This is a genomic window from Streptomyces sp. NPDC025651 (genome assembly GCF_055558735.1).
Window position 1 is genome coordinate 382,887 of the sequence record NZ_JBVHLZ010000005.1, and the last position, 24,756, is coordinate 407,642.

At 71.6% G+C, this 24,756-nt stretch carries 23 protein-coding genes; 9 read left to right on the forward strand and 14 right to left on the reverse strand.

The window, feature by feature from the left end:
• Positions 1-78 precede the first annotated feature (78 nt).
• Positions 79-651 carry a hypothetical protein gene (locus ACZ4D5_RS21070; protein WP_467773885.1) on the forward strand — a complete coding sequence of 191 codons (573 nt, stop codon included), beginning with the start codon at positions 79-81 and terminating at the stop codon, positions 649-651.
• Positions 652-654: 3 nt separating this feature from the next.
• Here ACZ4D5_RS21070 and ACZ4D5_RS21075 read toward each other — a convergent pair whose 3' ends face one another.
• The 3 genes from ACZ4D5_RS21075 to ACZ4D5_RS21085 are packed head-to-tail and all read right to left on the reverse strand — an operon-like array spanning position 655 to position 2,796.
• Entirely contained in the window at positions 655-1,227 is a 573-nt protein-coding gene (locus ACZ4D5_RS21075; RefSeq protein ID WP_467773886.1) for a cob(I)yrinic acid a,c-diamide adenosyltransferase, read from the reverse strand.
• Positions 1,228-1,240: 13 nt separating this feature from the next.
• Complete coding sequence (locus ACZ4D5_RS21080; RefSeq protein ID WP_467773887.1) at positions 1,241-1,996, reverse strand: ABC transporter permease; 756 nt, start codon at positions 1,994-1,996, stop codon at positions 1,241-1,243.
• 17 nt (positions 1,997-2,013) lie between these two features.
• Complete coding sequence (locus tag ACZ4D5_RS21085; protein WP_467773888.1) at positions 2,014-2,796, reverse strand: ABC transporter ATP-binding protein; 783 nt, start codon at positions 2,794-2,796, stop codon at positions 2,014-2,016.
• 99 nt (positions 2,797-2,895) lie between these two features.
• Between ACZ4D5_RS21085 and ACZ4D5_RS21090 the strand changes: the two genes are divergently transcribed.
• From ACZ4D5_RS21090 to ACZ4D5_RS21105, 4 genes are all read left to right on the forward strand, one after another.
• Positions 2,896-3,537, forward strand: coding sequence for a TetR/AcrR family transcriptional regulator (locus ACZ4D5_RS21090; RefSeq protein WP_467773889.1), 642 nt, complete (start codon positions 2,896-2,898; stop codon positions 3,535-3,537).
• Positions 3,538-3,684: 147 nt separating this feature from the next.
• The gene (locus ACZ4D5_RS21095; protein WP_467773890.1) at positions 3,685-4,536 is read left to right on the forward strand and encodes a 3-hydroxyacyl-CoA dehydrogenase family protein; all 852 of its coding nucleotides are present in this window, start codon (positions 3,685-3,687) and stop codon (positions 4,534-4,536) included.
• 143 nt (positions 4,537-4,679) lie between these two features.
• On the forward strand, positions 4,680-5,003 hold the full coding sequence (locus ACZ4D5_RS21100) for an STAS domain-containing protein (protein WP_055696792.1): 324 nt from the start codon (positions 4,680-4,682) through the stop codon (positions 5,001-5,003).
• 207 nt (positions 5,004-5,210) lie between these two features.
• Positions 5,211-7,706 (forward strand): ATP-binding protein, encoded by a 2,496-nt coding sequence (locus tag ACZ4D5_RS21105; RefSeq protein WP_467773891.1) that lies wholly within the window; start codon positions 5,211-5,213, stop codon positions 7,704-7,706.
• 86 nt (positions 7,707-7,792) lie between these two features.
• Here ACZ4D5_RS21105 and nucS read toward each other — a convergent pair whose 3' ends face one another.
• Positions 7,793-8,464: an endonuclease NucS gene (nucS, locus tag ACZ4D5_RS21110; protein WP_055696824.1), complete on the reverse strand. Its 672-nt coding sequence runs from the start codon at positions 8,462-8,464 to the stop codon at positions 7,793-7,795.
• A 243-nt stretch (positions 8,465-8,707) separates the two neighbouring features.
• On the opposite strand from nucS, the gene ACZ4D5_RS21115 reads away from it, so the two are divergent.
• Positions 8,708-9,100 carry an SCO5389 family protein gene (locus ACZ4D5_RS21115; protein ID WP_362328846.1) on the forward strand — a complete coding sequence of 131 codons (393 nt, stop codon included), beginning with the start codon at positions 8,708-8,710 and terminating at the stop codon, positions 9,098-9,100.
• Positions 9,101-9,184: 84 nt separating this feature from the next.
• Here ACZ4D5_RS21115 and ACZ4D5_RS21120 read toward each other — a convergent pair whose 3' ends face one another.
• Positions 9,185-10,219 (reverse strand): LLM class flavin-dependent oxidoreductase, encoded by a 1,035-nt coding sequence (locus tag ACZ4D5_RS21120; protein WP_467773892.1) that lies wholly within the window; start codon positions 10,217-10,219, stop codon positions 9,185-9,187.
• 209 nt (positions 10,220-10,428) lie between these two features.
• Between ACZ4D5_RS21120 and ACZ4D5_RS21125 the strand changes: the two genes are divergently transcribed.
• A complete protein-coding gene (locus tag ACZ4D5_RS21125) occupies positions 10,429-10,761 on the forward strand; it encodes an ATP/GTP-binding protein (protein WP_467773893.1) in 333 nt (110 codons plus the stop codon).
• Positions 10,762-10,798: 37 nt separating this feature from the next.
• Here ACZ4D5_RS21125 and ACZ4D5_RS21130 read toward each other — a convergent pair whose 3' ends face one another.
• The 8 genes from ACZ4D5_RS21130 to mce all read right to left on the reverse strand — a co-directional run bounded on the left by ACZ4D5_RS21130 (position 10,799) and on the right by mce (position 21,538).
• Entirely contained in the window at positions 10,799-11,656 is an 858-nt protein-coding gene (locus ACZ4D5_RS21130; protein WP_467774044.1) for an ABC transporter permease, read from the reverse strand.
• A gap of 92 nt (positions 11,657-11,748) precedes the next feature.
• Entirely contained in the window at positions 11,749-12,921 is a 1,173-nt protein-coding gene (locus ACZ4D5_RS21135) for an ABC transporter ATP-binding protein (RefSeq protein ID WP_467773894.1), read from the reverse strand.
• Between the two features lie 105 nt (positions 12,922-13,026).
• Positions 13,027-13,845, reverse strand: a complete 819-nt coding sequence (locus ACZ4D5_RS21140; protein WP_467773895.1) for a hypothetical protein — start codon at positions 13,843-13,845, stop codon at positions 13,027-13,029.
• Positions 13,846-13,868: 23 nt separating this feature from the next.
• On the reverse strand, positions 13,869-14,639 hold the full coding sequence (locus ACZ4D5_RS21145) for an ABC transporter permease (protein ID WP_467773896.1): 771 nt from the start codon (positions 14,637-14,639) through the stop codon (positions 13,869-13,871).
• A 3-nt stretch (positions 14,640-14,642) separates the two neighbouring features.
• Complete coding sequence (locus ACZ4D5_RS21150; protein ID WP_467773897.1) at positions 14,643-15,617, reverse strand: ABC transporter ATP-binding protein; 975 nt, start codon at positions 15,615-15,617, stop codon at positions 14,643-14,645.
• Positions 15,618-15,763: 146 nt separating this feature from the next.
• A complete protein-coding gene (locus ACZ4D5_RS21155) occupies positions 15,764-16,699 on the reverse strand; it encodes a coiled-coil domain-containing protein (RefSeq protein ID WP_362328860.1) in 936 nt (311 codons plus the stop codon).
• Between the two features lie 182 nt (positions 16,700-16,881).
• Positions 16,882-20,850, reverse strand: coding sequence for a polarized growth protein Scy (gene scy / locus ACZ4D5_RS21160; protein WP_467773898.1), 3,969 nt, complete (start codon positions 20,848-20,850; stop codon positions 16,882-16,884).
• 247 nt (positions 20,851-21,097) lie between these two features.
• Positions 21,098-21,538 (reverse strand): methylmalonyl-CoA epimerase, encoded by a 441-nt coding sequence (gene mce, locus ACZ4D5_RS21165; RefSeq protein ID WP_467773899.1) that lies wholly within the window; start codon positions 21,536-21,538, stop codon positions 21,098-21,100.
• Positions 21,539-21,676: 138 nt separating this feature from the next.
• Here mce and ACZ4D5_RS21170 point away from each other — a divergent pair, with 138 nt between their 5' ends.
• Complete coding sequence (locus tag ACZ4D5_RS21170; protein ID WP_467773900.1) at positions 21,677-22,879, forward strand: acetyl-CoA C-acetyltransferase; 1,203 nt, start codon at positions 21,677-21,679, stop codon at positions 22,877-22,879.
• A gap of 43 nt (positions 22,880-22,922) precedes the next feature.
• A complete protein-coding gene (meaB, locus tag ACZ4D5_RS21175; RefSeq protein ID WP_467773901.1) occupies positions 22,923-23,879 on the forward strand; it encodes a methylmalonyl Co-A mutase-associated GTPase MeaB in 957 nt (318 codons plus the stop codon).
• 148 nt (positions 23,880-24,027) lie between these two features.
• Here the strand turns inward: meaB and ACZ4D5_RS21180 are convergent, their stop codons facing one another.
• Complete coding sequence (locus tag ACZ4D5_RS21180) at positions 24,028-24,699, reverse strand: PepSY domain-containing protein (protein WP_467773902.1); 672 nt, start codon at positions 24,697-24,699, stop codon at positions 24,028-24,030.
• Positions 24,700-24,756: the final 57 nt, after the last annotated feature.

The following is a 24,756-nucleotide window of genomic DNA, read 5'->3' on the forward strand; positions in this document are numbered from 1 at the left end:
CACTGACGACGACGATCCGCGGCCGGGGCGGCGGGAGCCTTGAGGGGTGACCGAGGAAGCGACCTGGAGGACCGAGCCGTGATCGTCACGCTGATCATCATCTGCGAGGTGGGCTTCTGGGTGCTGCTCGCCGCCGGGCTCGCCGCCCGCTATCTGCTGCGGATGCCGCGCCTGGGCATCGCGCTCCTGCTGTGCGAGCCGCTCCTCGAAGTGGTGCTCCTGGTGGTGACGGCCGTCGACCTGAAGAACGGCGCCGACCCGAGCTGGAAGCACGGCCTGGCCGCGCTGTACATCGGCTACACCGTGGGCCATGGACACCGCACCGTGAAGTGGCTCGACGGCCACGCGGCGCACCGCTTCCAGGGCACACCGGTGCCGCGCCCGCCGCGCTACGGGCGGGCCAGGGCCGTGCACGAGGGCAGGGTCTGGCTCGGCACCGCGGTGGCGGCGGCCGTCGCGAGCGGACTGCTGCTGATCGCCATGTGGTACGTCGACGACCCGAGCCGTACGTCGTCCCTGCAGGCCTGGATGTACCAGGCCTGGCGCGCGGCGGGCATCCACGGTCTGGTGGCGCTCAGTTACACGCTCTTCCCGAGGAAGGCGCCGGCAGGAGAAGAGCCGGCGCAGGACCGGCCCCTGACCAAGGCCTGAGCGTCAGCGCTCCCCGCCCGGCACCCACAGCACGTCCCCGACCTCCTTGTTGGCCACGCGGGCCAGGATGAACAGGAGGTCGGAGAGGCGGTTGAGGTAGGTGGCCGTGAGGGGATTCATGCTCTCCCCGTGCTCCTCGAACGCCGCCCACGTCGAGCGCTCGGCCCGCCGCACCACGGTGCACGCCTGGTGCAGCAGGGCCGCGCCCGGCGTGCCGCCCGGCAGGATGAAGCTGCGCAGCTTCTCCAGCTCCTCCAGGAAGCGGTCGCAGTCGGCCTCCAGCTTGTCGACGTACGACTGCTCGACGCGCAGCGGCGGGTACTCGGGGTCCGCCACGACCGGCGTGGAGAGGTCGGCGCCCACGTCGAAGAGGTCGTTCTGGACCCGGACCAGGACCTTCACGACCTCCTCGGCCAGGCCGCCGAGCGCGATCGCGGTCCCGATGGCCGCGTTGGCCTCGTTGGCGTCGGCGTACGCCGCGATCCGCAGATCGGTCTTGGCGGTGCGGCTCATGTCGCCGAGGGCCGTCGTGCCCCGGTCGCCGGTCCTGGTGTAGATGCGCGTCAGATTGACCATGCGGCCAGCGTAGTTACGCCCCGGCCTTCTTGAAGACACGTGTGCCGACCGTCACGGCGAGGAGCACGAAGGCGAGGGCCATCAGGACGCCGTACAGCATGGTCGTCGAGGCGTAGTCGCCCACGTACCCGGCCCGCACCGCGTCCACGAGGTAGCGGAACGGCATGAAGTGGGAGAGCACGTCCAGCCAGGTGGGCGCGAGCGCCATCGGCAGCATCAGGCCCGAGAGGAGCATCGAGGGCATGCTGATGGCGTTCACCGCGGGGCCGAACTCGTGGGCCTTGGCGACCTTCATGGCCAGTGCGTACGAGAGGGCGGCGAGCCCCGCGGTCAGGAGCGCCACGAACGCGAAGCCGATCAGGACGCCGGCCAGCGGCGCCCTGAGCCCCATCACCAGCGCGGCGAGCACGAGCAGCACCGCCTGGAAGACGAAGAGCGCGGCGTCGCGCAGGATCCGGCCGAGCAGCAGCGCGAGGCGGCTCACGGGCGTCACCCGCATCCGCTCCACCACGCCGAACTGCTTCTCGATGATGAGCGCGAAGCCGCTGAACGTGGCGCCGAACAGGCCGAGTTGGAGCAGCAGCCCCGGCACGAGCACCTGCCAGGAGTCCCCCCGCGAGCCGAGCGGCAGGTCGGTGAGCAGCGGCCCGAAGAAGAGCAGGTACAGCAGGGGCGTCAGGACGCCGAAGAGGATCTGGAACTTGGAGCGCAGGGTCTGCCGGGCGTACCGCCCGAAGATCAGCGCGGTGTCGGAGAGCAGTGCGGGCATCGAGGTGTCCTGGGGTCTCAGACGGCGACGGGAGCCGTGTCCTTGGGCGCGACGTCGCGCCCGGTGATGGCGAGGAAGGTGTCCTGCAGCGAGGCGTCGATCGAGCCGCCGTACCGGAGCTTGAGCGCGCTCGGTGTGCCCTCGGCGACCACGACGCCGCGGTCGACGACGACCAGGCGGTCGGAGAGCTCGTCGGCCTCGTCGAGGTAGTGCGTGGTGAGGAAGACCGTCGTGCCGTACTCGTCCCGCAGCCGCCGCACCAGCCGCCACAGGTCGGCCCTGCTGCCCGGGTCGAGCCCGGTGGTCGGCTCGTCGAGGAAGAGCACCTCGGGCCGGTGCGTGAGCCCCATGGCGATGTCGAGCCGCCTGCGCTGGCCGCCGGAGAGCGCCGCGCAGGGCCGCTCCATGAGGTCGGTGAGGTTCAGGTCGCGCGCCAACTCCTCGGCGCGTGCGGCCGCTTGCTGCTTCGTCAGGCGGTAGAGCCGCCCTTGGGTGATCAGCTCCTCGCGTACGGAGATGTTCAGGTCGACACCGCCGGACTGGGCGACGTAACCGATCTTGCTCCGTACGCCTTCGGGGTCCCGGCCCAGGTCGCAGCCCGCGACGGTGGCCGCGCCGCCGGTCGGCGGGAGCAGTGTGGTCAGCATGCGCAGCGTGGTGGTCTTGCCCGCGCCGTTCGGCCCGAGGAAGCCGAGGATCTCGCCGGGCTCGACGCGCAGGTCGATGCCGCGCACGGCTTCCACGGGGCCGTTCTTGGTCTGGAAGGTCCGGGCGAGCCCGGCGGTGCTGATGATTGCCATGGCGACCACAAAAACAGAGTCCATGAAATTTTGCAATCGCCCCAAGTTTTCAAGTGGTGCAAAATTTGGGGGTGGCCAACGACACCTACGATGGAGGGCATGACTGAAGGGCTCAGGGAACGGAAGAAGCGCCAGACCAAGCAGCGGATCTCGGACATCGCGACGGGGCTCTTCCTGGAGCACGGCTTCGTCACGGTGACCATCGCGGAGATCGCGGACGCCGCGGACGTCTCCGTCAACACGGTCTACAACTACTTTCCGGCGAAGGAGGACCTCTTCCTCGACCGCGGCGCTGAGATCGTCGACCGGCTCTCGCGGTGGGTGCGGGGGCGCCGCGTGGGGGAGTCGGCGGCCGACGCCGTGCTGCGCGAACTGCGCGCCCTGGTCGAGGGCGTCTCGCCCACCGTCGGCCTCTTCGCCGGATACGCCGAATTCATGAAGGTCATCACCGACTCCTCCGCCCTGCGCTCCCGCCTCTGGGCCTTCCAGCAGGAGAGCCTCCAGGACCTGGAGGCGACCATGCGCGAGGAGGCCGCCCCCGGCGACGGCGAGCATCTGCCCGCCCTGGTCGCCGGCCAGCTCAACTGGCTGCACGCCACCGTCCACGCCTGGATCGGCGCCGAGATGGTCAAGTGCCGCGAGCCCGCCGAGGTCTCCCGCGAGGCGCTCGCCCTCATCGACGAGATGGAGGAGCTGCTCGGCGAGAAAGTCCTCAACTACGCGGTGCGCACCGCCGAATGACGTGTACCGGTGTGATGTCCGTCATCCGAGACGTGACGCGCATCTCTTCATCGCCACAGCGGCCCTCACGACCGCTAACGTGCGCCGAAGAGGCATACGTCAACAGCGTGCAAACCAAGCGTGACAAGCGGTAGGGGAGTCGGAACAGTGGCACGGAAGCTCGCCGTCATCGGAGCCGGACTCATGGGGTCCGGCATCGCTCAGGTCTCCGCCCAGGCGGGCTGGGACGTCGTCCTGCGCGACGTCACCGATGAGGCCCTGACCCGTGGCACCGACGGGATCAAGAAGTCGTACGACAAGTTCGTGAGCAAGGGCAAGCTCGACGCCGCGGACGCGGAGGCCGCCCTCGGCCGCATCACGACGACCACCGACCTGGACGCGACCGCCGACGCCGACATCGTCGTCGAGGCCGTCTTCGAGAAGCTCGAGGTCAAGCATGAGATCTTCCGCACGCTCGACAAGATCGTGCGCGACGACACCGTGCTCGCCTCCAACACCTCCGCCATCCCGATCACCAAGATCGCGGCCGTGACGGAGCGTCCGGAGCGCGTCGTCGGCGCCCACTTCTTCTCGCCCGTCCCGATGATGCAGCTCTGCGAGCTGGTCCGCGGCTACAAGACCAGCGACGAAACCCTCGCCCGCACGCGGGAGTTCGCCGAGTCCGTCGGCAAGACCTGCATCGTCGTCAACCGCGACGTCGCCGGCTTCGTGACGACCCGTCTGATCTCCGCGCTCGTCGTCGAGGCCGCCAAGCTCCACGAGTCGGGCGTCGCCACCGCCGAGGACATCGACATCGCCTGCAAGCTCGGCTTCGGGCACGCCATGGGGCCGCTCGCGACCGCCGACCTCACCGGCGTCGACATCCTGCTGCACGCCACCGAGAACATCTACACCGAGACCCAGGACGAGAAGTTCGCGCCGCCGGAGCTGATGCGCCGGATGGTTGACGCCGGTGACATCGGGCGCAAGAGCGGGCAGGGGTTCTACAAGCACGACTGACGCCGCCTCAGGCCGGGGATCACTCCTCGGGGTGAATTCGGTATCGGTTCGCTTACAGACGGCAACTTCTGGTCCCTTGAGCCAGTCAGTTGCAGTGACATACCCAGATCACATGGATACCTCTCGTATCTCGGGGAGCGCATATGCACATCAGGGGCGACCAGGCCCAGCTGGTCGTCGGGGGACGCCTCGACGTACGCAGCGCGGCGGACGCCCGTACGGTCCTGCACTCGGCCGTCGACGACGGCGCCGGCGACCTGGTGCTCGACCTGTCCGAACTCGACTCGTGGGACGCCACGGGACTCGGCGTCATCATGGGCGCGCACCGTCGCGCCGGGCGGTGCGGACGCAGACTCGTCCTGCGCCATGTGCCGCCGCAGATGCAGCGCCTGCTCGTCGCCACCAGGCTGCACCGCATCCTCGCCATCGAAGGCGGCATCGGAGTCGAATCGCTCCCCAGAGTGTGAACCGCACCTCGCGCACAATCCTCACGAACCTGTGACGTCTCGGGCGGGGCGGTACCCCGCCCTCTCGTAGATACTGAGCAAAGGTCTAGGGTTCGGTCGCCCACCGATATACGAACCCGCACGGGGGCACCGGACCAGAAGCGACAGCGCAGTGTGCACGAAGGCCGGAGGGGGCTCTGCACACCACGCATCTGGGGGGCTAGGACCATGGACCCGATGAACCGGGGACCGGAAGAGTACGGCCACGACGGCATCAACGACGACGACTCGGCGCGCTCCGGGCGGCCGCCGCGCGATCCCATCACTCCCGACTTCGGGCAGCCCGCACCCGCGCTCGCGCGCACCGTCCAGCTCGTCTCGGGCGACTTCCTGCTCACCGTCAACCCCGTCGACGGCAGCGAGATCGAACCCTGCCCGCCCGGCGAGCGCCCGTCGCGGCCCACCAAGCGCACCGCGGCCGAGCGCGCCGAACTGCGCCGGGCCTCGATGCCGCCCGTGCCGCCGGGGCCCGCGCTGCCCCGACTTCCGCTCCTCGAACGCCAGGAGGAGCGCGAGCGCCTCGTGCGGCTGCTCGCGCGCGGCCGCTCCGTGCGGCTCACCGGGCCCGCGGGATCGGGGCGCACGACGCTCCTCGCCGCCGTCGCCGACGACTGCGCGGACCTCGCGCCCGACGGCGTCGTCCGGCTCTCCGGGTACCGCAGGACGCCCACCGAGCTGCTCCACGACCTCGTCGCGGCCGTCTACAACGCGCCGCTGCACCGCCCCGAGCGCGCCCTGCTGCTCGAACTCGTCCACGACATCGGCGCCGTCGTCGTCCTGGACGACCTGGAGTTCGGCGGCGCGGGCCTCGACGAGCTGCTCGACGCCACTCCCGAGTGCGCCTTCCTGATCTCCACGACGCCCGACGTCGCCGCGCCGTCCGCCGACTCCCACCTCGAAGAGGTCTTCCTCGGCGGGCTCGGCAGGGGAGGCGGCCTCGAACTCCTGGAGCGTGCCGTCGGCCGCGTCCTCGACGACGAGGAGGCCAACTGGGCGGGCGACCTCTGGTTCGAGTCCGAGGGCCTGCCGCTGCGCTTCGTCCAGGCCGGCGCCCTGCTCCGCCAGCGCGACCAACTGCGCGCCGACCCGCACGCCTTCGAGGAGCACGGCTACTTCGGCGACACCCCGGTCGACGCGCCCTTCGACGCCGCGGACGGGCACGAGGTGCCGCTGCCCTCACTCGCCGACGGCGCCGCGCCCGCGGCCCTGCTCGCCTCGCGGCTCAGCCCGTCCGCCCGCGACACCCTGCGGTTCGCCGTCGCGCTCGGCGGTGAACTGCCGCACCAGGCCCACCTGCCGGCCCTCGTCGGCGACACCCACGCGGACGCCGCCCTCGCCGAGCTGGTGAGCTGCGCCCTGGTCACCCCGGTCGGCGCGCACTACCGCCTGGCCGCCGGAGTGCGTACGCAGCTGGAGACCGCCGGGTACGCCGACGACGCGCCCGACCGTGCCCGCGCCGCCGCCCAGCACTACGCCTGGTGGGCCGGGCACCCCTCCGTCACGCCGGAGCGGGTCGCCGCCGAGGCGGACGCCGTGCACGCCGCGCTGAGCGCCCTGGTGACCACGGAGAGCGGCACGGCCGTGCTGCTCGCCCGCACCGCCGCGCCCGCCTTCGCCGGCGGGCTCGACTGGGGCGCGTGGGAGAGGGCCCTGCGGTCGGGCCAGGAGGCCTCGCGCAACGCCGGAGAGGTCGCCGAAGAGGCGTACTTCCACCACGAGTTGGGGATCCTCGCGCTCTGCGGCGGGCAGCTCGACCGGGCCCGCGCCGAGCTGGAGGCCTCCATAGGGCTGCGCGGCGCGCTCGCCGACAAGCGCGGCATGATCTCCGGGCGCAGGGCCCTCGCCCTGGTCGCCGACCGCTCGGGCGGCGCGCTGCCCGGCGGGGGCTCCACCGCGGGCGAAGAGGTCCCCGACGCGCGCTACGAGGAGTCGGCGTCGCCCCCCGGCGGCGTCCCCGCGGCCTTCGCGCTGCCCGAGCCGCCGCCCGCGGAGCCGGACACCCTGGTCACCAGCAGGGTCACGCCCGCAGGGGCGGGGTCGGGCCCCGCGCCCAGCCGCCGCTCCATCATCAGCGGCACCCGGCGCAACCTCGTCGCGGCGGGCGCGGGCGCCCTGCTCGCCGCCGTCCTCGGCACCGTCGTCACGCTCGGCGCCACCTCCGACAACAACGACCCGCCGGAGAGCGACAAGGTCAAGACGGAGCAGTCGGCGAAGGAGGACCGCGACGGCGACGGGCTGACCGCCGACAAACCGCAGAAGGACTCCACCAGCCGCCCCGACGACCCGGGCAAGGACGGCGTCGTCGGCACCTCGGACGACCCGACGCCGAGCGACAGCGGCGAGCCCTCCGACAAGCCGAGCGACAGCGGCAAGCCGTCCGAGAAGCCGACGGACAAGCCCACCGACAAGCCGACCGACAAGCCCACGGACAAACCGACGGACAAGCCCACCGACAAGCCGACGGACAAGCCGACCGACAAGCCCACGGACCCGCCGACCACGCCGCCGACGGACCCGCCGACGACGCCGCCCACGGACCCGCCGACGACACCGTCGAGCCAGGCCCCGCCCTCCTCGCCCGACATCTCGACCTCGGCGAGCGGCCCGGCCGGCTCCTCCCCGGCCGGATCGTCCCCGGCGAGCGGCAGCGGCGCACCGGCCTGACGTCACGCACGGGACAGGGCCGGGTCCCTCAGGACCCGGCCCTCACTCATGTCGGTACGTACGAGGTGTACGAGGTGTACGAGGCGTCAGAACAGCCGCAGCTTGTCGTCCTCGATGCCGCGCAGCGCGTCGTAGTCCAGGACGGCGCAGCCGATGCCGCGGTCCGTGGCGAGGACGCGCGCCTGCGGCTTGATCTCCTGGGCGGCGAAGATGCCCTTGACGGGCGCCAGGTGCGGGTCGCGGTTCAACAGCTCGAGATAGCGGGTGAGTTGCTCGACGCCGTCGATCTCGCCGCGCCGCTTGATCTCGACGGCGACGGTCTGCCCGTCGGCGTCGCGGCAGAGGATGTCGACCGGTCCGATCGCCGTCATGTACTCGCGACGGATGAGTGAATACCCCTCTCCCAGTGTCTCGATCCGGTCGGCGAGGAGCTCCTGAAGGTGTGCTTCCACGCCGTCCTTGATGAGGCCGGGATCCACGCCCAGTTCGTGCGAGGAGTCGTGCAGGATCTCCTCCATCGTGATGATGAGCTTCTCGCCCGCCTTGTTCACGACGGTCCACACGCCGGCGTCGTCCCCCGAACCCTCCTTCAATGTGCAGGGCGGGGACATCCAGTTGAGCGGTTTGTAGGCCCTGTCGTCCGCGTGGATGGAGACGCTGCCGTCCGCCTTCACAAGGATCAGGCGGGGGGCCGACGGGAGGTGGGCGGTGAGCCGGCCCGCGTAGTCCACGGAGCATCGGGCAATGACGAGACGCATGGGGCGCAACGCTACTCGACTCGGACCGGTGCACGCGATTCGGCTGTCGCGGAGCCGCTCGCCGCACGACATGTCCGTCGATGAACCTGTTCGATCCTGGCCGGTTATGTGCCCAATCTCCTGGTGCGGTTACCGCCCGTTGCCTACCGTAGAAGCGGGAGGTCGTCATCCGTGCACGCTGCGTATGCGGACTCCCTCCCTGTCCGTAAGCCCCCGCTCCCCGGGGGTGCGAGAGGAGAACCCATGTCGCTCGACGTCTCACCGGCACTGTTGGAACAGGCCGAGCGAGGCGAGGTGGACGAAGCAGCATTCGTCGACTGCGTCCGGACCTCCCTGCCTTACGCATGGGAGATGATCAGCTCCCTGGTGGCCCAGCTGAAGGTCGACGGCGGAGAGTTCGCCGACAACCAGACGCCGCCGCCGGACGAGCAGGCACGTGGCCAGCTGTTGCGCGCGCTCGCGAGTGACGCGATTCGCGGCGCCCTGCAGCGGCACTTCGGAGTGCGTCTGGCGTTCCAGAACTGCCACCGTGTGGCGGTTTTCCCGATGGACCCGGCGGTGGACGACCGGCTCGCCCGTTTCACTTCGATTCGGGGCCAGCTGCTCAACCAGTCGCCCGAACTGCGGGACTGCTGACGCTTGTTGCTGCCGCTCCGTACGCGGGAGGTGGTTCAGTCCGGAGCGGCAGCTCCGCAGGACGACAGCAGTCGACGACGGTTCTCAGCTGAGCTGGGGCAGCACTTCGGCCCCCAGCCTTCGTACGTTCTCCTCCGTGGCGGCGAGGTCGCCCGAGCCCTCGACGAGCAGGGCGAAGCGCGTGATGCCCGTGCGTTCCGACGTGGCGGCGATCCGGTCCGCGCACACCTGCGGGGTGCCCACGGGGTGCAGCCCGCAGAGCTGTTCGGTGTACGCCTGAGGGTCCCGCATGGCGCGATGGCGCCCGTCCACCGTCACATGGGCGTCCAGGCCCTGCTTCAGCCAGCCGGGCATCGCTTTCTGTAACGTCTCCGCCGCCTCCAGACGCCGGTCGGCGATCTGGGCGACGCCGGCGGACACATGGGAAACCGCGGCGATTTCCTCGGGCCTATGCCCCGCAGCACGCGCCCGCCGATTCCACAAGGCCACCATTTCGGCCTTCTCGTCGTCGCCCACGTGCATGCCCAGGAGCATCGGCAGACACCGCTGCGCCGCGAGCCGCACGCTGGACGGCGACGTGCAGGCGACGACCACCTCGGGGCCGCCGTCGCCCTGCCCGGTCAGGGCCTCCTGCGGGCGCGGCACGACGTCCACCTCGCGGAAGGAGAACCGCTCGCCCGAAGCCCCGACCCGGGGCTCGCTCAGCCACCTGAGCAGCAGGTCGAGTGATTCCGGGAACCCTTTCTCGTACGCCTCCAGGCCGGCCCCGAAGACCTCCAGGTCGACCCACGGCCCGCCGCGTCCGACACCGAGCGAGAACCGCCCGCCCGACGTCACATGCAGCAGGGCCGCCTGCTCGCCGAGCGCGACGGGGTGCACGGTCGGGAGCACGGTCACGGCCGTGCCGACGCGGATCCGCCGCGTCCGCCCGAGCAGCAGTGCCGCGAGGGTCACCGCCGACGGGCACGTGCCGTACGGCACGAAGTGGTGCTCGGCGAGCCAGACCGAGTCGAGGCCCGCCTCCTCGGCCACCTCGGCGGACCGCACCGCACGGTGCAGTGCCTCCCCCTGCCCCTGTCCGGGGAACTGGGCGGCCAGAACAAAACTACCTACACGCATCGAACTCCTGCCTCCTTGGCGCCGACGCAGGCACTCCCCCTACCGGCAACAACGCGTGACACGTGCCAAAGGCACGGCCTGGCATGAAGATTGTTGGATTTTCCGCGCGGTGAAGGGGGCCTGCCGTGGCCGGTGCGCCACGAGTACCCAGGGGCATGCCGCGTAGGCTGGTCACACCCCTGACCGCCGTACAGCCCGTGAGGTGTTCTGTGTCCCCCCGTCGCAACCGCCCCAAGGGCGCCGGTGAGCCGAGGACGTCCGCGGACGCGGAACCGGCGGGCCGCTACGGCGGCTTTCAGAGCACCGAGAGCTGGCAGGGCGAGGAGTGGAGCGTGCGCCACGTCGCGGGCGCGAGCGCGGCGGGCAAGCGGTACCGCTGCCCGGGCTGCGACCAGGAGATCCCGTCCGGGCTCGCGCACGTGGTGGCCTGGCCCGAGCACTCCGGCGTCGACGAGCGCAGGCACTGGCACAAGGCGTGCTGGAACGCGAAGGACCGCCGCACCACGCGGGTGCAGCGGTCCCGTAACGCGCCGAAGTACTAGGCCTTCGCAGGGCCGTCAGTACGCCTGGACGTCGCGCCTAGACGTCGCGCTTCTCCAGGAGCGCGAAGGCGCCGACGACCGCGGCCGCGGTGACGCAGGCGAGCAGCACGAGCTGGGAATTGCCGCCGCCGCCCTCTCCGTCGAGCCGGAAGATGTAGGCCAGCGAGTTGATCGCGTTGTACTCGGACATCTTCTCGCCGAGTTTCTGGGTGCTCTCCCAGATCTGCAGGAACACCGGCAGGATCGCGGGCAGCAGGACCACGCCCAGCATCGCCGTGATGGCGCCCGCGGAGTGCCGCAGCATCGAGCCGACGGAGAGCGCGAGGACGCCGAGCAGCGAGACGTACAGGCCGCCCTTGAGGACCGTCGGGCCCCACGGGACGTCGCCCGCTCCGGGGCCGCTGTTCGCGGCCGACGAGGCGAGGCCGACCAGGAGGACCGAGCCCGCCGAGACGACGAAGGCGATCACGAAGAAGACGATCATCTTCGCGGCGAGCACGCGGTAGCGCTGCGGCGAGGCGGTGAAGGTCGTACGGATCATGCCGGTGCCGTACTCGGACGAGGTCACCAGGACGCCCAGCGTGATCAGGCAGATCTGGCCGAGCATCAGGCCGAAGAAGGCCGGGAGGGTGAACGGGTAGCCCTGGTAGTCCTCCGGGCCCGTGTTCGCGACCGCCAGCAGGCCGATGCCGATGACCAGGGCCAGGAAGATGCCCAGGGTCCACATCGTGGAGCGGACCGACTTGATCTTCGTCCACTCCGAGGCGAGGGCGTTGCCGAGGTGGGTCTTCTTGACCGGGATCGGCGAGGTGTAGGCGTTGGCCATCGCCTGCTGCCAGGCGGAGGGCGGCGCGGGCGCGGCCGGCGGCGGGGCCGTCGGGGCCGCGTGCGCCATGGGGGCGCCCTGTGGCGCGGGGGCGCCGGCCGGGGCGTACGTCTGCTGGGGCTGCTGCGCCTGCGGCTGCTGCTGCGGAGTCGGAGGCGTGGTCATCGTGCATCCTCGTTGTCGGTGGCGCGCTTGGTCATGTCGGGGGCGGGAGCCGCGGCCTGGGGCTGCTGCGGCGCCGCGGCGTACGGGTTCTGCCCGTCCTGCGGCTGCGGCATGGCGAAGGGCTGACCGCCCTGCTGGGGCGGCGGCGGGGCGTACCAGCCGGGCTGGCCCTGGCCGGGCATCGGCATCGGGGGCTGGCCCTGCGGCAGCGCCCCGGGCTGCGGCTGCTGCTGCAGGCCCGCGCGCTGGTCGACCGTGGAGCGGTAGTCGACGGCGCCCTGCGTCATCCGCATGTACGCCTCCTCCAGCGAGGCCTGGTGCGGGGAGAGCTCCCACAGGCGGACGTCCGTGCCGTGCGCGAGGTCGCTGATGCGGGGGAGCGGCAGGCCGAGGACGCGCAGTGCGCCGTCCTGCTCGGGCATCACCTGGCCGCCCGCCTCGGTCAGCGCGGCCGTCAGCTTCTCGCGCTGCTGCGGCTCGCCCTCCGGGGTGCGTACGCGCGCGAAGTCCGCGGAGTTCGCCGAGATGAAGTCCTTGACGCTCATGTCCGAGAGCAGCTGGCCGCGGCCGATCACGATCAGGTGCTCGGCGGTCAGCGCCATCTCGCTCATCAGGTGGGACGACACGAAGACCGTGCGCCCCTCGGCCGCGAGCGACTTCATCAGGTTGCGGACCCAGAGGATGCCCTCGGGGTCGAGGCCGTTGACCGGCTCGTCGAAGAGCAGCACCTGCGGGTCGCCGAGGAGCGCGGCGGCGATGCCCAGGCGCTGGCCCATGCCGAGCGAGAAGCCCTTGGAGCGCTTCTTCGCCACGTCCTGCAGGCCCACGACGCCGAGCACCTCGTCGACCCGGCGGGCCGGGATGCCGGAGAGCTGCGCGAGGCACAGGAGGTGGTTGCGGGCGTGCCGGCCGCCGTGCACGGCCTTGGCGTCCAGCAGTGCGCCGACCTGGCGGGGGGCGTTGGGGAGCTTGCGGTACGGGTAGCCGCCGATCGTCACCTGCCCGGCGGTGGGCGCGTCGAGCCCGAGGATCATGCGCATCGTCGTCGACTTGCCGGAGCCGTTCGGGCCCAGGAAGCCGGTGACGGTACCGGGCCGCACCTGGAAGGAAAGGTTGTACACGGCTGTCTTGGCGCCGTAGCGCTTCGTCAGGCCGACTGCCTCGATCATTCTCCGCACCCATCGAATGGTTCAGGACGTCGGGGCACACGCCCCCGTAAGGGTTAGGAGGATAACGGGGAGCTGACGGTTCCAGCCAAGAGCGGGTAAAACCGTTTACGGGGTCGGGAGCTCCGTCCACGGCAGCACCCAGCCCTCGTCGGCGAAGATCCGGGTGCCCCTGGCGCGCAGCTCGGGGTCGGCGGCGGCCTGCCGCACCCAGGTCGCCGGGTCGGGCCCGAGCAGCTCGCGCAGCCGGGGCGAGGCGTCGAGCAGGGCGCCGAGCAGCGCCGCCTGGTCGCCGCCGCCGGGCCGCGGCAGTCCGGTGACCGGATCGGCGAGGACACCGCGCGCGCTGACGTAGAGCTGCGCCCCGCCGAGCGGTTCACCGGACGGCAGGAGCACCTCGTACGCACCGGCGGGCAGCGGAAGGCGCCGGTAGTTGGGGAGCTCCGTGGCGTCGACCGCCGACAGCTGCGCCGCGTCCAGCCAGGAGACGACGAGCGAGGTGCGTGCCGCGGGGTCGCCGTAGGGCGCGGCCGCCACGTACCCGGCCCGGCCGATGTGCGCCGAGCAGCCGATGCCGATGCCGCGTACGTGTACGGGGACCATCGGCACGGCGGCGGGGACGCCGCGCCGGGCCAGTTTGTGGGCGATCTGCCCGGGGGAGGCGTTGGAGCCGACGGCGAGGACGGGGTGGCGACCGGCGAGGGGGGTCTGCCCGAGCCCCGCGAGCACCTCGTCCAGCGAGGGACCGTGCGCACTGCCGTCGACCGACCACGCGCCGATCCCGCCCTCGCACCCCAGGAGCGGGAGCAGCTCGGTGCCCGTCAGCAGGGAGGGGGCCGTGACGGGCGGGCCGGGGTAGGTGAGGGGCTGCAGGGCGGGCACGCCGTCCAGGCCGAGTGCCGCGAGCCCGCGGTCCTGCGTCGTCACATGTGCCCCCTAGGCCTCGGTGGTCACGCGTCCCTCTTCTTCAGCAGTACGTACCCACCGAGGAGCGCCACGACGACCCACGCCACCATGATCGCCAGCCCGCCCCAGGGCCCGTACGGGGTGTCGTCCTCGAACGGCGTCTTGACCTGCATGATCTTGCTGCCGGCCTGGTCGGGCAGGAAGCGGCCGATCTTCTTCGTCGCCGAGACGTTGCCGAGGATGCTGGAGATCAGGAAGAAGAACGGCATCAGGATGCCCAGCGACAGCATCGGGCTGCGCAGCATCGCGGCGACGCCCATGGAGAACATCGCGATGAGGGTCATGTAGAGCCCGCCGCCGATGACGGCGCGCAGCACGCCCGGGTCGCCGATCTGCGCCTTGTACTCGCCGAGCATCGCCTGCCCCACGAAGAACGTGATGAAGCTGGTGGCGAGGCCCACCACGAACGCGAGCAGCGTGGCGACCAGGACCTTGCTGAAGAGGAACGTGCCGCGCTGGGGGACCGCGGCGAGCGAGGTGCGGATCATGCCGGTGCTGTACTCGTTCGAGACGACGAGCACCCCGAAGACGATCATCGCGAGCTGGCCGAGGGACATCCCGGCGAAGCTGATGAAGGTCGGGTCGAAGGTCAGCTTGTCCTGGGCGTCGAGCTTGTCGTAGTCGTTCTTGGACAGGATGCTGATCAACATCCCGAGGGCGATCGTGACGACGACGGCGAGGCCGAGCGTCCAGACGGTCGAGGAGACCGAGCGGATCTTGGTCCACTCCGACTTCAGTACCTGCGTCGCGGCCATCGCTCAGGCCTCCTTCCGCTGCTGCCAGCCCTCGCCCCAGCCGGTGGTGTCCGGGGGCGGGGCGCCTTCGTGGTCCGCGTGCGCGTGGTACTCCACGGACTCCGCGGTGAGCTGCATGAACGCCTCTTCCAGCGAGGCCTGCTGGGGGCTCAGTTCATGGAGTACGAGCTGATGGCTCGCGGCGAGCTCGCCGAGCTGCTCCGATGCCGCGCCGTCCACTTCGAGGGTGCCGTTGCCCGCCTCGACGGCGGTGATGCCGGCCTCGTGCAGCACGTCGAGGAGCCGCTCGCGCTGCGGGGAGCGCAGTCGGACGTACGACCGCGAGTTCTGCCGGATGAAGTCCGACATGGAGGTGTCGGCGAGGAGCCGGCCCTGGCCGATGACGACGAGGTGGTCGGCGGTGAGCGCCATCTCGCTCATCAGGTGCGAGGAGACGAAGACCGTACGCCCTTGCGCGGCAAGGGACTTCATGAGGTTCCTGATCCAGTGGATGCCCTCGGGGTCGAGGCCGTTGACCGGCTCGTCGAACATCAGGATCTCGGGGTCGCCGAGCAGGGCGCCCGCGATGCCGAGCCGCTGGCCCATGCCGAGCGAGAAGCCCTTGGCCTTCTTCCTGGCCACGGCGGTCAGACCGACGGTGTCGAGGACCTCGCTGACGCGGCTGCGCGGGATGCCGTTGCTCTGGGCGAGGCAGAGCAGGTGGTTGAAGGCGCTGCGGCCGCCGTGCATGGCCTTGGCGTCGAGCAGGGCGCCGATGTACTTCAGCGGGTCCTTCAACTGGGAGTAGTGCTTGCCGTCGATGCGGACGGCCCCGGCGGACGGGTTGTCGAGCCCGAGCATCATGCGCATGGTCGTCGACTTCCCCGCGCCGTTCGGGCCGAGGAAGCCGGTGACGATGCCGGGATGGACGGTGAACGTCAGATTGTTGACGGCGACTTTCTCGCCGTACCGCTTGGTCAGCCCCTCGAGCTCGATCATGCGGCCACGCTAAAACGGGACAAAGCCCCCTGCCACCGGAGCGGCAAGGGGCCCTGACCTGTTCGGCCTACGTCAGGTGGCGCGCCCCGAAGGGGCGCGGGGAACTGCGCGACCAGCCGCGACCGGTCCGCAGCTCCCGTCAGGCCTCAGCGGGTCTGCTGCGCCGGAACCCCACGAGAAATGGGCTCGTCCTCGGCCGGCGTGCCCGCGGCGGCCACGGCCGCACCGGTGAGCGTCGCCAGCATCTCCCGCACGTTCGTCAGCTGCGCGTTGATGCTGTCGCGGCGGTTGGTGAGCGCCGCCAGCTCCCGCTCGGATTCGCTGCGGATACGGTCCGCCTTGGCATTCGCGTCGGCCACGATGTCCTCGGCCTGGCGCTGTGCCGTCTCCACCGTCTGGCGGGCGCGGCGCTCGGCGTCCGTGCGCAGCTTCTCCGCCTCCAGGCGCAGCTGCTCCGCACGGTGCTCGATCTCCGCGAGGCGCTTCTCGGCCTTGGCCTGACGCGAGGCCAGGTCGCGCTCGGACTGCTCGCGGCGCTTGGCGAGGTTCGTCTCGAAGTCCGCGGCGGCCTGGGCGGCCTTGGCGCGGGTCTCCTCGAAGAGGGCGTCCGCCTCCTCGCGCTTGGACTGCGCGTCCTTCTGCGCCTCCGCGCGCAGCGCGTTCGCCTCGCCCTTGGCCTTCTCGACGATCCGGACGCCCTCGTCCTCGGCCTTGGCCTTGCGCTCGGCGGCGAAGGACTCGGCGTCGTTGCGCACCTGCTGGGCGGCGGACTCGGCAAGCTCGCGGTGCTGCTCGGCCGCGCGACGGGCCTCCTCGCGCAGGTCCTTCGCCTCTTCCTCGGCGAGGCGGAGGATCTTCTCGACGCGGGCACCGAGACCGGCGTACGACGGCTCGGCGTCGGCAACCTGGGCCTGGGCGTTCTGCGTCTCGAGATGCAGTTCCTCGATGCGCTTTTCCAGAGCAGTGATACGAGCAAGAGCGCTGTCACGGTCGGAGACGAGCTTGGAGATACGTTCGTCCACCTGAGCGCGGTCGTACCCACGCCGCACAAGCTCGAAGCCGTAGGGGGAAGTGTCGCTCATGGGGTTCCTGTCGAAAGAGACCGGTGAGGTGATAGAGGGAATCCTAGGGGTCAAGGCGGCGTGTCATCGAGCAGATGCCCGTTTGATCTGGAGAATGACACCCCTTTTGAGTGGCTAACCGCCAGAGCGCTTGCCAGCGACAGGGCCGAAGGTCCTTACGGAGCACGGGAAATGCTCTTTGGCTAGCCCTCTGACTGCTTGCCACCCGAACGAGTCGACCCTGCCGCGGCCCCGGCCTTGACGCCGCCCGCACCGGATCCGCCGGACCCGGACTTCGAACCGCTCGACGGTGCCTCGAAAGATTCCAACGCTTCCAGCACGTCCTGGACACGGGAGATCTCCGCATTGATGTCCTCGCGGCGCCGCACCAGGACCTCCAGTTCGCGCTTGCCCTCCTCGACCATGCGCGTCGCCTCGGCCTGGGCCTCCGCCTTGATCCGTTCGGCCTCGCTCACCAGCGAGGTCTTCTTCGTCTCGGCCTCCTTGAGGAGCGCCTCCGCCTTCTTGACCGCGGCGATACGGACCTTGCCCGCCTCGGAGTTGGCGTCCGAGACCAGCTCCTTGGCCTTCGCCTCGGCCTCGGCGAGCTGCTCCTCCGCGGCCTTCACCAGCGCGTCGCAGCGCTCGCCCGCGGACTTCATCGCCTCGGCGGACTCACGGCGCGCACGCTCGTGCAGCTCCTCGATCTCGGCGGTGAGACGGTCGCGCTGCTCCTCGGAGCGCTCCCTTATGGCGGTCGCGTCCCTGCGGGCGCCGACGAGCAGCTCGTCCGCGTCCGTACGGGCCTTCTCCACCAGGGAGTTGCCCTCGACCGTCGCCTCGGAGACCAGGCGCTCGGCCTCCTTGCGGGCGGCACCGACCATGGTGTCGGCCTGCGCCTCGGCGTCCGTGGTCGCCTTGAGGGCCTTCTCCTGGGCGTCCGCCTGGAGCTTCTCGGCCTCGGCCGCGGCCTCCGTGATGAGCTTGTCGACCTGCTCGGCGGCCTCCTGGCGGCGCTTGTTGGCGGCCTGGCGGGCCTCGTCGAGGGTCCGCTCGGCCTCGCCGCGCGCCTCGGACGTGACCCGCTCGGCCTCCCTGGCCGCGTCCGCCTTGACGCGCTCGGATTCGCTGCGGATCCGCTCGGCGTGCTGCTGCGCGGAGTTGACGGTCTCGGAGGCCTCGGCGCGCAGCCGCTCCGCGTCGCCGGAGGCGTCCGAGATGAGCTTCTCGGCCTTGGCCACGGACTCCGCGCGGAGCCGCTCGGCCTCGGTGGTCGTCTCGGTCTTGAGGCGCTCGGCCTCGGCGGTGGAGTCGGCGCGCAGCCGCTCGGCCTGCTCGGCGGCCTCCGTACGGACGCGCTCGGCCTCCGCGGCCGTCTCGTTCTGCAGCCGCTCGGCCTCGCTGCGGGCCTCGCCGATGAGCTGGTCGGCCTGGCTCGCCGCGTCGCTGCGGATGCGGTTGGCGTCCTCGCGGGCGTCGGCACGCGTACGCGAGGCGTCCTGCTCGGCGGACGCGATGGTGTCGGAGGCCTCCGTGCGCACCCGCTGGGCGTGCTCCGAGGCGTCCGAGCGCATCCGCTCGGCCTCCGCGATGGCGTCCGCAACCGTGCGCTCCGCAAGGGCCTTGGCGGCCTCGGAGGACTCCGTCGCCTCGCGCCGGGTGCGGTTGGCGTCCTCGGTGGCGCGCTCCCGCTCGGCGTAGGCATCCGCGCGGACGCGGTCGGCCTCCTCCTGCGCCTCCGTCTTCGTGCGCTCCGCGGCGTGCTCGGCGGCCGAGCGCAGGCCCGCGACCTCCTCCTGCGCCGTCTCGTGCAGGCCGGCCACGGAGTCGCGTACGGACTGGGCGTGCTGTTCGGCGGCCGAGACCATCTCGGTCGCGCGGCGGTCGGCCTCCTCGACGAGGCGGACGGCCTCGGCCTGGGCCTCCTCGACGCGCTTGCGGGCGGAGGCGAGGAGCTCCTCGCTCTGCTCACGGGCCCGCTCGCGCTCCTGATCGGCTTCCCCGCGTGCGGAGTTGAGCGTCTCCTCGGCCTCGCGACGGCGGCGTGCGGCCTCCTCCTGGGCGGCGGCCAGGGCTTCGGCGGCCTCCGCGCCGACGCGCTCGGCGGCGGCAGCGGCCTCCGCGCGCACCCGGTCGGCGGACTCCTGCGCCTCGGTCTTGAGCCGCTCCGCCTCGGCGGCGGCCTCCGAACGCAGGCGCACGGCGACGGACTCGCCCTCCGCGCGGGCCTGCGAGGCGTCGGCGGCGGCCTCCGTGCGCAGCCGCTCGGCCTCGGTCTCGGCCTGCGACTGCAGCGTGCGGATCCGCTCGGCGGACTCCGCGCGCAGCCGGTCGGTCTCGTCCGTGGCCTCCTTGCGGATGCGCTCGGCCTCGGCGCGGGCGTCCGCCAGTGCCTGCTCGGCGGAGGCAAGGCGCTCCTCGGCCTCGGCGTGCAGGCGCGCCAGCTCCTCGGCGGCCTCGGCCTGCCGTGCCGCTATGGCCCGCTCGGTCTCCTCGCGCAGGGCGCGCGCGGCGTCCTCGGCCTCGGACCTGGTGGTCTCGGCCTGCTCGGCGACCTCCTCGCGGTGCCGCTCGGCCTCCGCGCGGGTGCGCTCCAGGGTCTCCTCGGCCTGCGTGCGCAGCGACGTGGCGCGCTCGACGGCCTCGGCGCGGACGCGCTCGCTCTCGGTGGTCGCGGCCGAGCGCAGTTCGTCCGCGTCCGCCTTGGCCTTGGCCAGCAGCTCCTCGGCGGACTTGGCCGCCTCCTCGATCTGCTGGACCGCCTCGCGCCGCGCCTCGCCGCGGATGCGCTCGCCCTCGGCGACCGCGTCGGCCCGCAGCTGCTCGGCCTCGCCGCGCAGCCTGCGCGCCTCCTCCTGCAGCTCGACGGTCTTGGCGCGGTACTCCTTGGTGTCGTCCTTCGCCGCGCCCTTGAGCTCCTCGGCGATGTCGTGCGCCTCGGCGCGCAGCCGGTCCGCCTCGGACTCGGCCTCGGAACGGATCCGCTCGGCCTCGTCGGCGGCGGCCTTCGTGGTCTCCTTGGCGTCCTTGGAGGCCTTGTCGAGGACTTCCTCGGCGGTCCGCGCGGCCTTCGCGAGCTGGCCCGCGGTCTCCTCCGCGGTGATCGTGCGCGCCTTCTCGGCGGCGTCCGCGATCAGCTTCTCGGCCTCCGCGCGGGCGTCGGCGACCAGCTGCTCGGCCTCGGACCTGCTGGCCTCGGCCTCCTTGGTGGCCTCGCTGACCAGGCGTGCGACCTGCTCCTTGGCGGTGCGCGTGCGCTGTTCGCCCGCCGCTTCGGCGGACGAGAGCTGCTTGGCGGCGGCGTCCTTGGCCTCGGCGAGCACCTTCTCGGCCTCGGCGCGGGCCTCGCGCAGCGCCGTCTCGGCCTCGGCCATGCGCTGCTCGGCGGCCCGGCTCGCCTCGGTGGCCTGGCGGCGCGCCTGCTCGGACTCGGCCGCCGTGGTGGAGCGCAGCTGCTCGGCGTGGTCGGTGGCCTCCTGGGCCTGGGTGGAGGCGGCGTTCAGGAGGCGCTCGGCGTCGGCGCGGGCGCGGCGCAGGATCGCCTCGGCCTCGGCGCGCGCTGCCTCGGCGTCGCCGGCCAGGCGCTGGCGGGCCTCCTCGGTGACGCGGGCGGCCTCGGCGCGGGCCGCGGCCAGCGCCTGGTCGGCCTCGGCGCGCGACTCGTCGAGGAGACGGCGGGCCTGCTGCTCGGTGCGGGCGCGCAGCTGCTCGGCCCACGCCACGTTCTCGTTGACGTGGGACTCGACGGTCTGGCGGCGTTCGTTCAGCTCCTGGTCGAGCTGCTGGCGCCGGGTGACGGCCTCGGTGTGCAGTTCGGACTGCAGGCGGGCCTGCTGCTCGGCGTGCTCCTGGAGGATGCGCTGGGTCTGCGCGCGGGCCTCGCGCAGCTCGCGCTCGGCGTCGGCGCGCAGCTGTTCGGCCTGGATCTGCGCGTTCCGCAGCAGCTGCTCGGCCTGGTAGCCGATGTCCGCGCTGTCGTAGGCAGGGCGGGACGCGAGGTTGCGGCGCGCCTCGTGCAGCTTGGCGCGCAACACCTCGACCTGGTAGCCGAGGTCCTCGGCGTGCTGGACGGCCTTCTCCCGCTCGGTCCTCAGCCGGTCCATCTCGGCCTCGAACCGCGAGAGGCTGTCGGTCTCAGCCCGCGAGTTCTCTTGGCGTTCGTAGCCCCGCACTGCGCGGTCCCATCCTTCCCCGAGCTCTCGGCTGCGCTCGAGCAGGGGACGCCCCACTCCTGGTCGCAAGTCTCTCCAACGAGCCCCGTCCATCCGCCGAACGGGGCCCCCGGGGGAATGGTGTCAGATCAACAGCGGAGCATGGGCTGCTGCCCCGACGCTCGTCCCCCGAAACCCGGACCCCGGCACGTGGCCGCCCGGAGTTCGGACGGCCGCCACTAACCCTACCGGCCCAGATATACGGAGGTCAGTGCTCCGGTGACTCGGAGGGTGCCGAAGTGACGAGTTCCGTAAGGACTCCGTGGCAGTCCTTGGGGTGCAGGAACGTGATGCGCGACCCCATGGAGCCGATCCGCGGCTCCTCGTAGAGGACCCGGACGCCCTTGTCCTTGACGGCCGCGGCGTCGCCGTCCACGTCGGCCGTGCCGAAGGCGATGTGGTGGACGCCCTCGCCGTTCTTCTTCAGCCACTTGCCCACCGCGGAGTCCTCGCGGGTGGGTTCGAGGAGCTGCAGGTAGGAGGCGCCCCCGTCGCCGGTCTCGTTGATCTTGAGCATGGCTTCGCGTACGCCCTGCTCCTCGTTTACTTCGGTGTGGAAGACCGTGAAGCCGTACGTCTCCCGGTAGAACTCGACGGTCTTGTCGAGGTCGAAACAGGCGATCCCGATGTGATCGATTCGCGTCAGCATGCTTCAAGTGCAGCGCTTGTCACGGTGATTACGCAACGTGCGCGCGATCACACTTGCCGCCCGGTGACGTGCGAGGTACCGCTCAGTACATTCAGATAAACCCTCGTTAACTCCTCTCCTCCCAAGGGGCCGTGGCACATGTCTGGAAAGACCGGCACCACCTCAGTGATCGTCGCGGGCGCGCGCACGCCCATGGGCCGCCTGCTCGGCTCCCTGAAGTCCTTCTCGGGTGCGGACCTGGGCGGCTTCGCGATCAAGGCCGCGCTCGACCGGGCCGGCATCGGCGGCGACCAGGTGCAGTACGTGATCATGGGTCAGGTGCTGCAGGCCGGGGCAGGGCAGATCCCGGCGCGCCAGGCCGCCGTCAAGGCGGGCATCCCCATGAACGTCCCCGCGCTCACCATCAACAAGGTGTGCCTCTCGGGCCTCGACGCCATCGCGCTCGCCGACCAGCTGATCCGCGCCGGCGAGTTCGACGTCGTCGTGGCCGGCGGTCAGGAGTCCATGACCAACGCCCCGCACCTGCTCCCCAAGTCCCGCGAGGGCTACAAGTACGGCGCGATCGAGATGATCGACTCGATGGCGTACGACGGCCTGACCGACTCCTTCGATGGCGTCGCGATGGGCGAGTCGACGGAGAAGCACAACACCCGTCTGGGCATCAAGCGCCCCGAGCAGGACGAGATCGGCGCCCTCTCCCACCAGCGGGCCGCCGCCGCCCAGAAGAACGGCCTGTTCGAGGCCGAGATCACCCCGGTCGAGATCCCGCAGCGCAAGGGCGACCCGGTCCTCTTCTCCAAGGACGAGGGCATCCGCGCCGAGACCACCGCCGAGTCCCTCGGCAAGCTCCGCCCCGCCTTCGCCAAGGACGGCACGATCACGGCGGGCACCGCCTCGCAGATCTCCGACGGCGCCGCGGCGGTCGTCGTCATGTCCAAGGCCAAGGCCGAGGAGCTGGGCCTGGCCTGGATCGCGGAGATCGGGGCACACGGCAACGTGGCGGGCCCGGACAGCTCGCTCCAGTCGCAGCCGTCCAACGCCATTCGGCACGCCCTGAAGAAGGAGGGCCTTCAGGTCGAGGACCTGGACCTGATCGAGATCAACGAGGCCTTCGCCGCCGTCGCGGTGCAGTCAATGAAGGACCTCGGGGTGTCCTCGGAAAAGGTGAACGTCAACGGCGGGGCCATTGCCCTGGGTCACCCGATCGGGATGTCCGGCGCGCGCCTGGTCCTCCACCTCGCCCTTGAGCTGAAGCGACGGGGCGGCGGTGTGGGCGCGGCCGCGCTGTGCGGTGGCGGCGGTCAGGGCGACGCGCTCATCGTGAAGGTGGCCAAGGCCTGAGCCTTCGCCCGTCCCCTACGTGTACGTGTTGAACGGAGCTGTGATGCAGGACGTCCCCTCCCTGGTGGCACAGGCCCGCGAGGGCAGGCCGCGGGCCGTGGCCCGGCTGATCTCACTGGTCGAGGGGGCGTCGCCGCAGCTGCGCGAAGTGATGGCGGCGCTGGCTCCGCTGGCCGGTCACGCGTACGTGGTGGGGCTCACGGGGTCGCCCGGTGTCGGCAAGTCGACGTCGACGTCCGCGCTCGTGAGCGCCTACCGGCGGGCCGGCAAGCGCGTCGGCGTGCTGGCCGTGGACCCGTCGTCGCCCTTCTCCGGGGGCGCGCTCCTCGGTGACCGGGTGCGGATGTCGGACCACGCCTCCGACCCCGGCGTCTACATCCGCTCCATGGCGACGCGCGGGCACCTCGGTGGGCTCGCCTGGGCCGCGCCGCAGGCCATCCGGGTCCTGGACGCGGCGGGCTGCGACGTGATCCTCGTCGAGACCGTCGGCGTCGGACAGTCCGAGGTGGACATCGCGGGTCAGGCGGACACCTCGGTCGTGCTGCTCGCGCCCGGCATGGGCGACGGCATCCAGGCGGCCAAGGCCGGAATCCTGGAGATCGGCGACGTGTACGTCGTCAACAAGGCGGACCGCGACGGCGCCGACGCGACCGCGCGGGAGCTGAACCACATGCTGGGCCTCGGCGAGTCCCGCGGCCCCGGCGACTGGCGGCCGCCCATCGTCAAGACGGTCGCGGCGCGCGGCGAGGGTATCGACGAGGTCGTCGAGGCGCTGGAGAAGCACCGGGCGTGGATGGAGGAGCGGGGGGTCCTCGCCGAGCGGCGGGCCGCCCGCGCCGCCCGCGAGGTCGAGTCGATCGCCGTCACGGCCCTGCGCGAACGCATCGGCTCCCTCCACGGCGACCGCCGCCTGTCCGCGCTCGCGGAGCGGATCATGGCGGGGGAGCTGGACCCCTACGCGGCGGCGGACGAGCTGGTGGAGGGCGTGACGTCGGCCTGACGGGCCGGCGGTGACCTCTCGGCGGTGACCTCTTGGGCGGCGGCACGGGGCCAGGGCGGCGCCGGGGGAGACGCCGCCCTGGAGGGGGAGGGGACGGGGGTGGCTGTGGTGACCGCCAAGGGGAGCGGTCGGGTGGTCAGGCGGTCGATCAGTCGTCGGAGCCGTCGTCGTCCTGACCGTCGTGGTCGTCCTGACCGTCACGGTCGTCGTGGCTGTCGGCGCGGTCCGCGGTGACCTTGCCGGTCTTCAGGTCGACGTGCCAGTCCGACTCGGCACCCTTGGCGCCGGTCGTCTCCGCGTCCCAGGCGGTCGCCGTGCCGTCGTCGTCCAGGTCCACGGAGGTCACCTCGCCCTTGGCGGCCGCGGCCCGCGCGGCGTCCTCGGCGCTGGTGGACGCGCCCTTCAGCGCGGCGTTCACCCGGGCGGCGTCGGCGGCGTCGTCTCCGTCGTCGTCCTTGTCGACCCAGGAGCCGAGGACCTTGCCGGTGCCGGGGTCGACCTCGACGTTGTGCCAGGTGTTGCCCTTCAGGATGTCGACGCCCCAGACCAGGCCGCCGTCCTCCTCGTCGAGCTCGGCGGAGACCGCGGTGCCGGAGGTGTCCGCGAGGGCCGCCTTGATCGCGTCCGCGGCCGTCACCTTCGCGGCCTTCGCCTCGACGGTGTTCTCCGCGGCGTCGTCGCGGTCGTCGTCCTTGAGCTGGACGCTCGAGTGCTTGGCCGCGGTCGACTCGTCGTCGCCGGTGACCGCGAGGGCGGTGGCGGTACCGCCACCGATGAGGGCCACGGCGGCGACGGTGGCGATGACGATGTTGCGCTTCATGAGGGTTCCTCCCGAGACGGTGGGCGAATGGGCCGCGGCCGGTGGGCCGCCGCCGTT